The 12,635-nt window shown below is 71.0% G+C and carries 13 protein-coding genes; 7 read left to right on the plus strand and 6 right to left on the minus strand.

Annotated elements, in window-relative coordinates; translation table 11 throughout:
- Positions 1–7: 7 nt before the first annotated feature.
- Both JOD54_RS25415 and JOD54_RS25420 read left to right on the plus strand, forming a co-directional pair.
- Positions 8–1,552 carry an MFS transporter gene (locus tag JOD54_RS25415; protein WP_204453864.1) on the plus strand — a complete coding sequence of 515 codons (1,545 nt, stop codon included), beginning with the start codon at positions 8–10 and terminating at the stop codon, positions 1,550–1,552.
- A 5-nt stretch (positions 1,553–1,557) separates the two neighbouring features.
- Positions 1,558–2,103 carry an NADPH-dependent FMN reductase gene (locus tag JOD54_RS25420; protein ID WP_204453866.1) on the plus strand — a complete coding sequence of 182 codons (546 nt, stop codon included), beginning with the start codon at positions 1,558–1,560 and terminating at the stop codon, positions 2,101–2,103.
- On the opposite strand, the gene JOD54_RS25425 is transcribed toward JOD54_RS25420, so the two are convergent.
- The 3 genes from JOD54_RS25425 to JOD54_RS25435 are packed head-to-tail and all read right to left on the minus strand — an operon-like array spanning position 2,065 to position 4,564.
- Positions 2,065–3,702, minus strand: coding sequence for an AMP-binding protein (locus tag JOD54_RS25425; protein WP_204453869.1), 1,638 nt, complete (start codon positions 3,700–3,702; stop codon positions 2,065–2,067). The genes JOD54_RS25420 and JOD54_RS25425 overlap by 39 nt on opposite strands.
- A 50-nt stretch (positions 3,703–3,752) precedes the next feature.
- Positions 3,753–4,112 (minus strand): MmcQ/YjbR family DNA-binding protein, encoded by a 360-nt coding sequence (locus tag JOD54_RS25430; protein ID WP_204453871.1) that lies wholly within the window; start codon positions 4,110–4,112, stop codon positions 3,753–3,755.
- A gap of 53 nt (positions 4,113–4,165) precedes the next feature.
- The gene (locus JOD54_RS25435; protein WP_307860269.1) at positions 4,166–4,564 is read right to left on the minus strand and encodes a VOC family protein; all 399 of its coding nucleotides are present in this window, start codon (positions 4,562–4,564) and stop codon (positions 4,166–4,168) included.
- A gap of 648 nt (positions 4,565–5,212) precedes the next feature.
- On the opposite strand from JOD54_RS25435, the gene JOD54_RS25440 reads away from it, so the two are divergent.
- The 5 genes from JOD54_RS25440 (at position 5,213) to JOD54_RS25460 (ending at position 10,375) form a co-directional block, all read left to right on the plus strand.
- Positions 5,213–6,379: a hypothetical protein gene (locus JOD54_RS25440; RefSeq protein ID WP_204453874.1), complete on the plus strand. Its 1,167-nt coding sequence runs from the start codon at positions 5,213–5,215 to the stop codon at positions 6,377–6,379.
- A gap of 16 nt (positions 6,380–6,395) precedes the next feature.
- Positions 6,396–8,462, plus strand: coding sequence for a tetratricopeptide repeat protein (locus JOD54_RS25445; RefSeq protein ID WP_204453876.1), 2,067 nt, complete (start codon positions 6,396–6,398; stop codon positions 8,460–8,462).
- A 134-nt stretch (positions 8,463–8,596) separates the two neighbouring features.
- Positions 8,597–9,274 (plus strand): arsenate reductase/protein-tyrosine-phosphatase family protein, encoded by a 678-nt coding sequence (locus JOD54_RS25450; RefSeq protein WP_204453878.1) that lies wholly within the window; start codon positions 8,597–8,599, stop codon positions 9,272–9,274.
- On the plus strand, positions 9,271–9,939 hold the full coding sequence (locus tag JOD54_RS25455; protein ID WP_204453881.1) for an aquaporin: 669 nt from the start codon (positions 9,271–9,273) through the stop codon (positions 9,937–9,939). Before JOD54_RS25450 ends, JOD54_RS25455 begins: the two co-directional genes overlap by 4 nt.
- 7 nt (positions 9,940–9,946) lie before the next feature.
- On the plus strand, positions 9,947–10,375 hold the full coding sequence (locus JOD54_RS25460; protein WP_204453883.1) for an arsenate reductase ArsC: 429 nt from the start codon (positions 9,947–9,949) through the stop codon (positions 10,373–10,375).
- Here the strand turns inward: JOD54_RS25460 and JOD54_RS25465 are convergent.
- Genes JOD54_RS25465 through JOD54_RS25475 form a run of 3 tightly spaced genes read right to left on the minus strand, consistent with a single transcriptional unit; the run spans position 10,332 to position 12,630 of the window.
- On the minus strand, positions 10,332–10,991 hold the full coding sequence (locus JOD54_RS25465; protein ID WP_204453885.1) for a cation efflux transmembrane domain-containing protein: 660 nt from the start codon (positions 10,989–10,991) through the stop codon (positions 10,332–10,334). The two genes, JOD54_RS25460 and JOD54_RS25465, sit on opposite strands and share 44 nt — an antisense overlap.
- On the minus strand, positions 10,988–11,317 hold the full coding sequence (gene cmtR, locus JOD54_RS25470; RefSeq protein WP_204453887.1) for a Cd(II)/Pb(II)-sensing metalloregulatory transcriptional regulator CmtR: 330 nt from the start codon (positions 11,315–11,317) through the stop codon (positions 10,988–10,990). Before cmtR ends, JOD54_RS25465 begins: the two co-directional genes overlap by 4 nt.
- Before the next feature lie 8 nt (positions 11,318–11,325).
- Positions 11,326–12,630 carry an FAD-dependent oxidoreductase gene (locus tag JOD54_RS25475; protein WP_204453889.1) on the minus strand — a complete coding sequence of 435 codons (1,305 nt, stop codon included), beginning with the start codon at positions 12,628–12,630 and terminating at the stop codon, positions 11,326–11,328.
- Positions 12,631–12,635: the final 5 nt, after the last annotated feature.

The following is a 12,635-nucleotide window of genomic DNA, read 5'->3' on the forward strand; positions in this document are numbered from 1 at the left end:
GAACCCCATGTCGGCTGAGGCCCCGCCCCCCGCTGACCCGGACGTCTCGACCCCGGGGTCCACCGCGCGCTGGTGGACCCTCGGCGTGGCCTGCGTCGCGACGTTCATGCTGATGCTCGACGTCACCGTGGTCAACGTCGCGCTGCCCGACATCCGCGTCGACCTGCGCGCCGACCTGTCGGCCCAGCAGTGGGTGATCGACGCCTACACCCTGGCCCTCGCGGCGTTCCTGCTGACCAGCGGCTCGCTGGCCGACCGGCTCGGCCGCAGGCGGGTGTTCGCCGCCGGGCTGGTGGTGTTCACCCTCGCCTCGCTGGCCGCGGGCCTGTCGCAGGGCATGGTCGCGCTCAACGTGGCCCGCGGCGTGCAGGGCACGGGGGCCGCGGTGCTGTTCGCGGTCGGCCCGGCGCTGATCGCCCAGGAGTTCACCGGCGCCGAGCGCGGCAAGGCGTTCGGCCTCTTCGGCGCGGTCGCCGGTCTGGCGCTGGCGTTCGGGCCCGCCCTCGGCGGTCTGCTCGCCGAGGGCGACTGGCGGTGGATCTTCCTGGTGAACCTGCCGGTCGGCGCGGTGCTGCTGGTGCTGACCCTGCTGAAGCTGCGCGAGCAGCGACCGGGCGGGGCGCCGGGGGTGGACTGGCCGGGACTGGTGGTCTTCAGCGCCGCGCTGGTGCTGCTGGTACTCGGGTTCCTGCGCGGTGAGGCGCTGGGCTGGACCAGCCCCGCGGTGCTGGGCATGTTCGTCGGCGGGGTGGTGCTGCTGGCGGTGTTCGTGCTGGTGGAGCGCCGCCGCGGCGGCGCGGCCATGCTGGACCTCGGGCTGTTCGGCAACCGCACGTTCCTCGGCCTGTCGCTGGCGACGCTGCTGTCCAACGCGACGAGCCTCGCCGCGATCTTCCTCGAGGTGTCCTACCTGCAGAACGTGCTCGGCTACTCCGCGCTGGAAGCGGGCCTGCGGCTGCTGCCGCTGACCCTGGTGCTGTTCGTGGTCGCCGCGGTGACCGGCGGGGTGGTGTCGAAGTTCGCCCCCGGCGCGCTGATCGGCACCTCGATCCTGCTCATCGCGGTCGGCATGGGTCTGATCGCGCTGGTCGACCCGGGCGACTCGTGGCTGTCGCTGCTGCCGAGCATGCTGGTGATGGGCGTCGGCATGGGCATGTTCAACCCGCCGCGCTCGGTGGTCTCGGTCGGGGTGGTCGCGCCGGAGAAGGCGGGCATGGCCACCGGCATCGGGGAGACGTTCCAGCAGGTCGGCGTCGCGGTCGGGGTGGCGGCGTTCGGCGCGCTGTTCCAGGCGAAGGTGATCGCCGCGGTCGGCGGGTCCGGCCTGGCGACCGGGTCGGAGGGCACCGACCGCGAGGTCGGCCGCGCGGTGGCCTCGGGGGCGGGCGGCGACCTCGGCGGTGGCGCGGACCTCGCCAGGGCGCTGTTCGTCGACTCGTTCGGGTCGGTCATGGTGGTCTGCGCGGTCATCTGCGCCGTGGGGGCGGTCATCGCCTATACCTTCATCAGGGGACGCGATCTGCACGAGTCGGCCACCGCGGGAACGGAGTGAGGACGATGACCGAGATTTCCGACATCCTGCTGATTTCCGGCAGCCTCCGGGACGGGTCGAGCAACTCGGCGCTGCTGCGCACGGCGGCCGCGCTGGTGCCCGCGGGATTCCGGGCGGTGACCTACGCCGGAATGGCCGACCTGCCGCATTTCAACCCCGATGACGACCACGACCCGCTGCCCGAGTCGGTCATCGAGATGCGGACGAGGATCGAGCGCGCCGCCGCGGTGTTGATCTGCACCCCCGAATACGCGGGCGCGCTGCCGGGCTCGTTCAAGAACCTGCTGGACTGGACGGTCGGCGGGGTCGAGATCTGCGACAAGCCGACCGCGTGGATCAACGTGTCCGGCAACTCCACGAAGGCGGCCAACGCGCACGCCTCCCTGCGCCTGGTCCTGAACTACACCGGGGCGGCCATCGTGGAGGAGGCCTGCGTGCACCTGCCGGTCTCCCCGTCGATGATCGACGACGGCGTGGTGGTCGACGAGGACGTGCGCACGGGCGTCGCCGCGTCACTGGCCGGGCTCACCGCCGCTGTCGTCCCGGTCTGAGCCGGGCGGGACCGGCGGCTCGGCGAGCAGCCGGTCCCGCAGCAGCACCCGGGACACCTTGCCCGACCCGGTGGTCGGCATCCGGTCGACGAACCGCCACACCCGCGGCACCTTCTGCCGCGCCAGGTGCTCGCGGCCGTAGGCGACCAACTCGTCCTCGGTCGGTGCCGCGCCGGGGTGCGCCCGCACGAACGCGGCGGGCTGCTCGCCCCAGTGCTCGTCCGGCACACCGACGACCACCACCTCGGCCACCCCCGGGTGCCGCGCGAGCGCGTCCTCGATCTCGCGGGGGAACAAGTTCTCCCCACCCCTGATGATCATCTCCTTGAGCCTGCCCACGATCCGGCAGTACCCGCGTGCGTCCATCGCGGCGAGGTCCCCGGTGTGCAGCCACCCCTGGTCGTCGATCGCCCGCGCGGTCTGCTCCGGCGGACCCAGGTACCCGCTCATCACGTGGTAGCCGCGCGTGCAGAGCTCGCCCGCCTCCCCCACGGTCACGGTCCGCCCGTCCGCCTTGATGGCCACCTCGACGCCAGCGACCGGGCGCCCCACCGTGGTGGCGCGGTCCTCGGCGGAATCGGCGAACGGGTCGGTCATCGTGATCGCCGGTGACGCCTCGGTCTGGGCGTAGATGACCGCCATCGGCACCCCCAGCGCCGCCTCGACCCGGTGCACCAGGTCCGGCGGCACCACCGCGCCCCCGGACAGCGCGCACCGCAGCGACGAGGTGTCGGTGCGGGGCAGGTCCGGGTGGTCGAGCACCGCACGCAGCATCGTCGGCACGCCGGTGAGGACAACGGAACGCTCCTGCTCGACCAGGCGCAGGACGAGGTCCGGGGCGAAGTGCGGCACCAGGACGTGGGTGCTGGCCGTCGCGATCGCCGACAGCGTCGCCAGGGCGGACCCGGCCGTGTGGAACAGCGGCATGGCGTTGAGCACCGGATCGGCCCTGCGGAACCGCAGCAACCGCGCGTAGGACAGGCGAGCGCTGTTCACCAGGCCGTTGTGGTGCAGCACAACACCCTTGGGCAAGCCGGTGGTGCCGGAGGTGAACTGGATCTGCGCCGTGTCCCCCGGTTGGACCACCGGCAACCGCGTTGGCGGGCCTTGGACGTCGTGCCACCTGTCGAAGAACACGACCTCGCGCAGCCCTGGCAGCTCCCGCCGCACCTCCCGCACCGTCTCGGCCATGAGGTTGTCCCGGTACCGGCGCTTGAGGAAGATCCCCGCCGCCCCGGACGTCCGCAGCACGTGCCGCAGCTCATCGGCCCGCAGCGCGGGGTCGACGGTGACCAGCGGCATCCCGGCGACCGCCGCCGCCAGTTGCAGGATCGTCCACTCCGGAATGTTGTTCGCCCAGACCGCCACCCGCTCCCCCGGCTGGAACCTCGCCAGCAACCCCCAGGCGACCCGTTCGACGTCCTCCCACAGCCGCGCGTAGCTCCACCGCCGCCGCTCCCCCGCCTCGGCGACCCCCTCGACGAGCGCACACACCTCCGGAGCCACCTCGACGGCGCCCCGCAACAACTCCCCCACCGTCCCGGGCCGCACCAACTCCGCCCCCACGGCCCCTTGGTACGACACCTCGGAAGTAGCCATGCCTCCCAGTCAACGCCCGGTCACCGTTGGGGGGTAAGGGCCAAACCGGGTCAACCCTTGCGCGGGGTGATGTTCGCCCGGACGGCTTTCGGGAGCCCGGCCACAACCAGGTCGTAGGAGTGCTCGACCATGTCGCGCAACTCCTCCTCGGGCACCCTGCCGTCGAGCAGGACGGTGTTCCAGTGCCGCTTGTTCATGTGGTAGCCCGCGATGACCGCGTCGAACTGGGCGCGCAACTCCAGCGCCCAACCGGGTTCGCACTTGAGCGTCACCTGCGCCGGGTTGTCGCCCTGCAGGATCGCGAAGACCTTGCCGGCGACCTTGTAGACCAACACCCCCGGCCTGAACGGCTCCTCCAGGGTCACCAACGGCCAGTCGCCGATGACCGCCGTGAAATCGCTGCTTCCCACGAGGTCCAGGCTATCGCGGCGTCAGGTCGGGGTGGACACCGCACCCGGCGCGTTCACGCGCTCGGGAGGGGGGCGCAGAGTTCGACGTGATTGCCGTCTGGGTCTTGCACGATGGCGTAGCGCTGGCCCCAGAACGCGTCCCACGGCGCCTTGTACTGCGTGTAGCCCGCGGCGCCGAACGCGGCGTAGCCCGCGTCGACGGCGGCCGGGTCGGGCAGGCCGAACGCGATGGCCACCCGGTGCCCGCCGGTGGGCGGTGTCCAGTCCGGGTCGAAGGACTTGATGGTCCCGACGGTGTCCCACACCAGCTTCACCCCACCGAGGTCGGCCTCCACGTGCGGCTCCTGGTCGGCCTCGGCGGGCAAGTCGAGGCCCGCCAAGCGGTAGAACGCCAGCGAACGGGCCATGTCCTCGACCACGAGGCCGAAGAAGGCGATACGAGCGTCGGTCACGGCGGAAGTGTCCTTTCCCTTCGCGAGAACGTGCCAGGAGGGTAGCAACAGCGAATTGCCCCGGCGACCCGTCCATCGGGCAATCGGGTTACCCACCTCCCCCAACGGCGCAAGGCCGCTGACACTGCGCCACCAGCTGATCGGAGTCGGCCGAGGGGACGCCAACCATTCGTCGCAGCGCGGTGGTCACGACCGGAGCAGCTGTTTGCTCCGCGTGCCCGCCACCCCGTCGCACCGGGTGGCGCAGTGCCGCTGTTGGTCATTCCCCGACCGGCCCCAATCCGTCCACAGCGGACCTTTCGGCCCACTGCCCGCGTGCGGTCGCCACGAAATCGGGCGTTCATCCGGCGGACACCTGACCGGACCCTTGACCGGCGCGACCGCTGGGACCGAGAGTTGTCCAAGTCCGCCTGAGGGAGGGCGGATCCCTTTCGCGGCAACGGTTCTGGCCATCGTCACCAGCCGGTCCGGTGTCGCGACACGACAGGAGGCACACATGAAGAAGATCAAGGTGCGCAAGGCGGGCTCGGTTCGGCTGACCACCGCGGCCACCCTCTACTCCGGCGGTTGCGGTCCGATCTACGTCTGATGCGACCTGGGCGCCCCGGCTCGCACCGGGGCGCCCCCGGACCACACCGTGAGGCCGCCATGACCGCACCCGCGCTCGACCTCGACCGACCGCTCGCGCTGCACCCGTTGACCTTCCACGCCGACGGCGACGAGGTGACCGTCGGTCGGGCGGACATCGGGCTGTTCGGTGTGTTCCCCCCGGACGGGGCTGAGCTGCTGCGCAAGTTGACCGACGGGGTGCCGCCGAACGCGGCGGCGGCCTGGTACGCCGACGAGTACGGCGAGACCGTGGACATCGCCGAGTTCCTGGAGATCCTCGTCGAGTACGAGATGCTCGTCGGCGACGGGGAGAGCGCCGCGGCGGTGGGACCGGTGCGGTGGCGGCGGCTCGGCGAGGCGCTGTTCTCCTGGTGGGCGTTGGCGGTCTACGCGCTCGTCCTCCTCGGCGGGGTCGTGGCGATGATCACCGTCCCCGGGATGGCGCCGCACGCGCGGAACATGTTCTTCACCGAATCGCTCGTGGTGGTGCAGCTCGCGCTCTTCTTCGGACAGGTGCCGCTGATCCTGGTGCACGAGTCGTTCCACGCCCTCGCCGGGCGCAGGCTCGGCATCAACTCGTCGCTGTCGATCGGCCGCCGGTTCTACTTCCTGGTCTTCGAGACCAGGATGGACGGTCTGGTCGCGGTACCGCGCAAGCAGCGCTACGTACCGATCCTCGCGGGCTTGTTGGCCGACGCCTTGGTGCTCGGCCTATGCGCACTGCTCGCGGCCGCCGTCGGCGTGGGACACCCGGTTGGCCGGATCGCGCTCGCGTTCGCCTTCGTCACCCTGCTGCGGGTGGTGTGGCAGTTCTACTTCTTCCTGCGCACCGACCTGTACTACCTGGTGTGCACCGTTTTGGGCTGCAACGACTTGCACGTCGTGGCTAGCCAGATGCTGCACCAGAGACTGAACTCCCTGTTGCGGCGCAGGGGAACCCCGGTCGACGAGTCGTCCTGGCACCCGCGCGACCGCGAAGTGGCCCGCTGGTACATGTGGCTGTTGCTCGTCGGCTACGTGTTCCTCACGCTCAGCCTCCTGTTCGCGATCGTCCCCGCCATCGCCCACGTCGTGCAGGTCATCGCCACCAGGCTCCAAGGTGACCCCACGGCCCTCGGTCTGCTCGACGCCACCGTCTTCCTCGTCCTGACGATCGGCCCGGTCATCGCCGCGGCGGTGCTGGCCGCCCGGTCCCGCCGCGCCTGACCCCTCGGAGGCCACGATGTCCGCTCCTCGCCACCAGTGGGTCCGGCTCTCGCGCCGGGTCGAGCCCGCCGACCTGCCCGGCCTGCTCGCCACGCACCTCCCGGCTCTGCCGCCTGCGCTGACCGACCCCGTGGACGCGCACCGCCGCCTGCGCGGCCCATACACGGCAACGGGTACCGTGCTGCGGGCCATCGTCCCGCAGGCCGATCCGAACCTGGTGCGCAGGCACGAGATCGAGCTGTTCTCGGCGGCGCCGGAACTGCGCGAGACCGTCGACGGCGCCCGGGAAACCCTCACCTCGCTCGCCGTCCCCAAGGAGCGCACCAGGTTCTACTCGCGGGTGCGCACGCAGCGGATGGCGCACGGGATCGTCGAGTTCCTGCACGCGCACCTGGCGAGCTCCGGCCCCAGGTCGCTGGTCGTGCTCGTCGCCGAGGCGGACCGAACCGATCTCGAGTTCCTGTCAGCTCTCCTGCGCCGCACCGATCCCGCCGAGTTGACCGTCGTCGTGTGCGACACCGGGGAGACGCCCGGCGAACCGCTCGCCGCGGACTTGGCCGAACACACCACTTTTCGACAGGTGACGACTCCACCACGCAGGTCCGATATAGACGTTGAGCGGTACGTCGCGGCGGATTGCCTGTCAGACGACCCCGCAACGATGGCCGCCTACGAGCGGCTAACGCCTGCGGAGCGCGCTGCGCTGCACGACCGGCGAGCTGAGGGTCTGGCGTCGCTCGGAGAGTTCTCGCTGACTCTCGGTGCGATCGCCTACCACCGCGAACACGGCTCCGACCCGGCCGTCACCGGTGCCGACGCATTGGCGCAAGCGCTGAACCACTGCCTGGACATGGGCTACTACCACGCGACTGTCGAGTTGGGACAGCGCGGCCGAGCCGTCGTCGACATCTCCGACCTGGCCCGCTGGTGGGTCTTCACCACCAAGATGACCACCTCACTGGCCGCGCTCAACCGCCCGCACGAGGCCGAAGCGCTCTACGCCGAGATCCTCGCCGCCACCCAGGACCCGGGCGTCCACCTGCAAGCCTGCTACGCGGTCGGGATGCTCTACACCCGCCACCACGCCGAGGCCGACCGGGATCACGTACGCGCCAAGGGTTTGATGAACCAAGCCGTCGCCCTGGCGCGGTTGTGCTACACCGGCACCGAGCGCGTGTTCCACACCGTGTTCCAGCGCAACGGCCTCGCCCTCGTCGAGGCGCACCTGGGCAATCCGCACGAGGCGTTGCGGTTGGTGGCCGAAGGCATCGCGGAGATGGACGCCCAACTCGGCGCGGACGAGCACGCCCTGCACCGGTCGGTCCTGGTGCACAACCGGGCACAGGTGCTCACCGGTCTCGGCCGCCTGGAGGAGGCCCTGGCCTGCTACGACGACGTCATCTCCCGCGACCCCAACTACCCCGACTACCACTTCGACCGCGGCAACCTCAACCAGCGCCTGGGTCGCACCGACGAAGCCCTGGCCGACTACGAGACCGCCATCCGCCTCGGCCCCCCGTTCCCCGAGGCCCAGTACAACCGCGCCGAACTCCTCCTGCGCCAAGGCGACGACGAGGCCGCCCTGGCAGGCCTCACCTACGCCCTCACCCTAGAACCCGACATGGTCGACGCCTTGGTGAACCGCGCGGGCCTCTACCTCGACGCCGGTGACCTGACCGCCGCCCGCGCCGACGCCGAGGAGGGACTGCGCCACTCCCCGGACAACGCCCACCTCCACGCCGTCCTGGGCCAGATCCACAGCACCCTGGAGGAGCACTTCCAGGCCAAGGCCGCCTTCGACCACGCCCTGGCCATCGACCCCACCCTCATCCCCGCCCTGGCAGGCCGCGCCGCCACCACCCACGCCCTGGGCGACCCCGACCAGGCTTTGGCCGACCTCAACACCGCCCTCACCCTCACCCCCGACGACCCGGCGCTGCGCTTCAACCGCGCCTTCCTCCACGAGTCCGCCAACCGCCCCGCCCTGGCGATCGCCGACCTGGTCGCGGCCCACGAAGCCGACCCCGAGGACGAGGACATCGCCGAGGCCCTGGCCCGCTGCCAGGCCCTCACCCCGGCCTGACCGCCCGGCATTGACACCGCTGGCCACTCCGCCTGAAGGGCTCAAGAACACCAAGCGGTCTCCGAGCCCGGCCGCCAAGCGCGAGTGCCATAGGGCTTTGACACCGAGCCATTCACTCAGTCATCATTGACTCAATGAACACTGAGTGGTCTTCCGAGCTGGTGGCGCGGGCGCGGCTGCACGCCGCGTTGGGCGAGCCCGCCCGGTTGGCGGTCGTGGACCGGCTGCTGCTGGGTGACGCGTCGCCCGGGGAGTTGGGGCGGGAGTTGGGGTTGCCGAGCAATCTGCTCACCCATCACCTCAAGCTGCTCGACCAGGCGGGCCTGACGGAGCGGTCCAGGTCGGAGGGCGATGCCCGTCGGACCTACCTCCGGTTGCGGCCCGCCGCGCTGGCCGGGCTGGTGCCGTTGGGGGCGCGGCAGGCGCGGCGGGTGGTGTTCGTGTGTTCGCGGAACTCGGCGCGTTCGCAACTGGCGGCGGCCTTGTGGGCCGAGCGCGGTGCCGTGCCGTCGGCGTCGGCGGGTACCCGGCCTGCAGAGCGGATCCACCCCCTAGCGGCCACCACGGCCAAAGCGCACGGGCTGTCGCTGGCCAACGCCCGTACCCATCACGTCGACGAGGTCGTTCGGCCCGACGACCTGGTGGTGGCCGTGTGCGACAACGCCCACGAGGAACTCCCACTCACCGACCGGTTGCACTGGTCAGTCCCCGACCCCGCCGCGGCGAACACCCCCGCGGCGTTCGACACCGCTTTCCAGGACCTCGCCAACCGGGTCGACCGCCTGGTCCCGGCCGTCCACACCCCGCGATGACGCGCGCACTGGTCGCGGAGTTCGTCGGCAGCCTGCTGCTCGCCGCCGTGGTGATCGGCTCCGGTATCGCCGCGCAACACCTGTCCCCCAACGACATCGGCCTCCAACTGCTGGAGAACGCCGCCGCCACCGCGGTTGGGCTGTTCGCGCTGATCCTCGTCTTCGGCCCGGTCAGCGGCGCCCACTTCAACCCCGTTGTGTCGCTTGTGGACGCTGTGTTCGGGAACCTGCCGTGGCGGCACTTCTTCCGGTACGTCCCCGCACAGGTGATCGGGTGCGCGTCAGGCGCGGTCGTGGCCAACACCATGTTTGATGCGGCTCCGATCAGCATCGCCACGACCGACCGTGCCACCTGGCCGCACGCCCTCTCCGAGGTCGTCGCCACCCTCGGCCTGCTGCTGGTGATCTTCTCCCTCGCCCGCACCAACCGCGCCGACAAGTCCGCAGCGGCGGTCGGTGCCTATATCGGTGCGGCCTACTGGTTCACCAGCTCGACCAGCTTCGCCAACCCCGCGATCACGCTAGGCCGCACCCTCAGCGACAGCTTCGCCGGTATCGCCCCCTCTTCCGCACCCGCTTACATCACCGCACAGCTCGTCGCCGCAGTGATCGCCGTGCCGCTACTACGCCTGCTCTACCCGGTTGCGCCGCAACACGAACACTAGGATCGCCATGCCCACAAGCGTGCTGTTCGTCTGCGTTCACAACGCAGGCCGCTCCCAGATGGCCGCCGCCTGGCTGGCGCACCTGGCTGGCGAGGACGTCGAAGTCCGTTCCGCGGGCTCCACCCCCGCCGACGAGGTCAACCCGGCGGTGGTGGCGGCGATGCGGGAGGTGGGCATCGACATCGCCGTCGAGACCCCCAAGGTCCTCACCCACGACGCGGTAGCGGCCTCCGACATCTGCATCACCATGGGCTGCGGCGACGCCTGCCCGGTCTTCCCCGGCAAGCGCTACCTGGACTGGAAGCTCCCCGACCCCGCGGGCCAGGGCATCGACGCGGTACGCCCGATCCGCGACGAGATCAAGGCGCTGGTCGAGTCCCTGATCGCCGAGATCAGCAGCAGTGGCGCCCCCGCCACGCGTCCCGGCCCTCCTTGACCGCCACAGCGGCGATGACCAACCCGACAACCGGATCGGCCCAGTACCAGCCGAACAGCGAGTTGAGCAGCAACCCGACCAGCAAGACCCCGGACAAGTAGGTGCACAGCAAGGTCTGCTTGGAGTCCGCCACCGCACTCGCCGACCCCAGTGCCCGCCCGGCCCGGCGCTGCGCGGTGGACAGGAACGGCATCACCACCAACGACACCGCAGCCAACACGATCCCCACAGTCGAGTGGTCCGCGGTGTCGCCGCCGAACAGCGCGCGCCCGGACTCGACGGTGACATAAGCGGCCAAAGCGAAGAACGACACCGCGATGACCTTCAACGCCGTCCGCTCCCGTGCCCGGGGATCGGCGCCGGAGAACTGCCATGCCACCGCCGCCGCGGAAGCCACCTCGATGATCGAGTCCAACCCAAACCCGAGCAACGCCGTAGACGACGCCACAGCCCCCGCCGAAAGCGCGACAACCGCCTCCACCACGTTGTAAGCGATCGTCGCGGCCACCAACCCCCGCACCCGCCGCGTCAACACCGCCCGCTTGCCGTCGTCAACCGCAGCACAACACCCGTCTGAACACACGGACGTCGCAGCGCGACCGGGTTCAGCACTCACTGGATCACCCCGTCGTTGAGACACGGACGCCCGGTGTCGACGGCAAGCACCACCTGCGCCAACTCGCCCAGCGCCCGCGCCAAGTGCTCGTCGGCGAGCGCGTAGCGGACCTGCCGCCCTTCATAAGTGGCCACGACCAGGCCGCAGCCGCGTAAGCAGGACAGGTGGTTGGACACGTTGGACCGGGTGAGTCCCAGGTGCTCAGCGAGCTGGGCCGGGTAACTGACCCCCTCGAGCAGCTTGACCAGGATCCGGCACCTCGTCGGGTCGGCCAGCGCCCTACCCACCCGCGCCAACGCTTCTTCTCGCGTCTCACAGGTCACCATGGGAGCAACTATACAGCTCTGACTGAATCAAATTCGATCGAGCGGCCTTCCCCGGCCACCGGTGCGCCGCAGCACCCACCACCCTGGTCGGCATCCGGTGCGTCGAACACGCCCGAGCCGCCGCACACGCCGGTGTCCGGCAAGGTCAGCTCGACCTTCGCGGCGGCGGCGTGGTCTCCGGCGATCTCGGCGACGACGCTGCGGACCTGTTCGTGGCCGGTCATCGCCAGGAAGGTGGGGGCGCGGCCGTAGCTCTTCATCCCGACGAGGTAGACGCCGGGTTCGGGGTGGCGGAGCTCGGCGGCACCATGGGGGTAGACCGTGCCGCAGGAGTGGGCGTTCGGGTCGATCAGCGGCGCCAGCGCGGTCGGCGCCCCCAGCACCGGGTCGAGGTCGAGGCGGACCTCGGAGAGCCAGGACAGGTCGGGGCGGAAACCGGTCAGCACCACGACCTCGTCCACGGGGTCCAGCCGCCCAGCTCGGGAGACCAGCACGATCCGGTCGCCATCCCGCTCGACCGACTCGGTGCGGAACCCGGTGACGACCTCGACGTGACCGGCCCGGACGGCCGCGAGCGCCTTGAGCCCGAGCGCACCCCGAGCGGGGAGCTGGTCAGCGTCCCCACCACCGAACACCGCCGCGCCCCGGCGCAACAGCCAGGTGATGTGCGTACCCGGGTGCCGCTCCGCCAACCCCGCGAGAGCGACCAGCGCGGTCAACGCAGAGTGGCCACTGCCCGCGACCACGATCCGCTTGCCCGCGTACCGCTCCGCCTCGCTCGCCAGGTCCGGGACCCGATAGCTGATCCGCTCACCCGCCGCTCGCTCCCCGATCGCGGGCAGACCATCGCCACCGAGGGGGTTCGGCGTCCCCCAGGTGCCGGACGCGTCGATGACCGCGCGGGCGGTGATCCGCTCCTCGCCGACATGCACCGTCAGCGGCTCGGTGTCCCGTCCGGCGTCGACCACCCGGTCCCGGCCGCGCCGCGCGACCCCGGTCACCCTGGCGCCGAACCGCACCCGGTTGCCGAGCGCGGCGGCCAGCGGCGCGAGGTACCCCGCCGCCCACTCCGCCCCCGTTGGATACCCCTCCGGCGGCACCCAGCCCCGTGCGGCCAGCAGCCGTCGGGCAGCCGGGTCCACCAGCTCCGACCAGCTCGAGAACAACCGCACGTGGTTCCACTGCGCCACCGCCGCGCCCGCCACCGGTCCGGCCTCCAGCACCAGCACGGGCAACCCCCGTTCCACCAGGTGCGCCGCGGCGGCCAACCCCACCGGCCCCGCACCGACCACGACCACCGGCAACTCGTTCATCTCGC

The organism is Actinokineospora baliensis (assembly GCF_016907695.1).
GTDB classification, from domain to species: domain Bacteria; phylum Actinomycetota; class Actinomycetes; order Mycobacteriales; family Pseudonocardiaceae; genus Actinokineospora; species Actinokineospora baliensis.

Excerpts from the sequence above, each read along its gene's own strand:
- JOD54_RS25415 (WP_204453864.1), top strand. The coding sequence starts at position 8 with ATGTCGGCTGAGGCCCCGCCCCCCGCTGACCCGGACGTCTCGACCCCG.
- JOD54_RS25455 (WP_204453881.1), top strand. The coding sequence starts at position 9,271 with ATGACGCGCGCACTGGTCGCGGAGTTCGTCGGCAGCCTGCTGCTCGCC.
- JOD54_RS25445 (WP_204453876.1), top strand. The coding sequence starts at position 6,396 with ATGTCCGCTCCTCGCCACCAGTGGGTCCGGCTCTCGCGCCGGGTCGAG.
- JOD54_RS25475 (WP_204453889.1), bottom strand. The coding sequence starts at position 12,630 with ATGAACGAGTTGCCGGTGGTCGTGGTCGGTGCGGGGCCGGTGGGGTTG.
- JOD54_RS25425 (WP_204453869.1), bottom strand. The coding sequence starts at position 3,702 with ATGGCTACTTCCGAGGTGTCGTACCAAGGGGCCGTGGGGGCGGAGTTG.
- cmtR (WP_204453887.1), bottom strand. The coding sequence starts at position 11,317 with ATGGTGACCTGTGAGACGCGAGAAGAAGCGTTGGCGCGGGTGGGTAGG.
- JOD54_RS25450 (WP_204453878.1), top strand. The coding sequence starts at position 8,597 with ATGAACACTGAGTGGTCTTCCGAGCTGGTGGCGCGGGCGCGGCTGCAC.
- JOD54_RS25460 (WP_204453883.1), top strand. The coding sequence starts at position 9,947 with ATGCCCACAAGCGTGCTGTTCGTCTGCGTTCACAACGCAGGCCGCTCC.
- JOD54_RS25440 (WP_204453874.1), top strand. The coding sequence starts at position 5,213 with ATGACCGCACCCGCGCTCGACCTCGACCGACCGCTCGCGCTGCACCCG.
- JOD54_RS25420 (WP_204453866.1), top strand. The coding sequence starts at position 1,558 with ATGACCGAGATTTCCGACATCCTGCTGATTTCCGGCAGCCTCCGGGAC.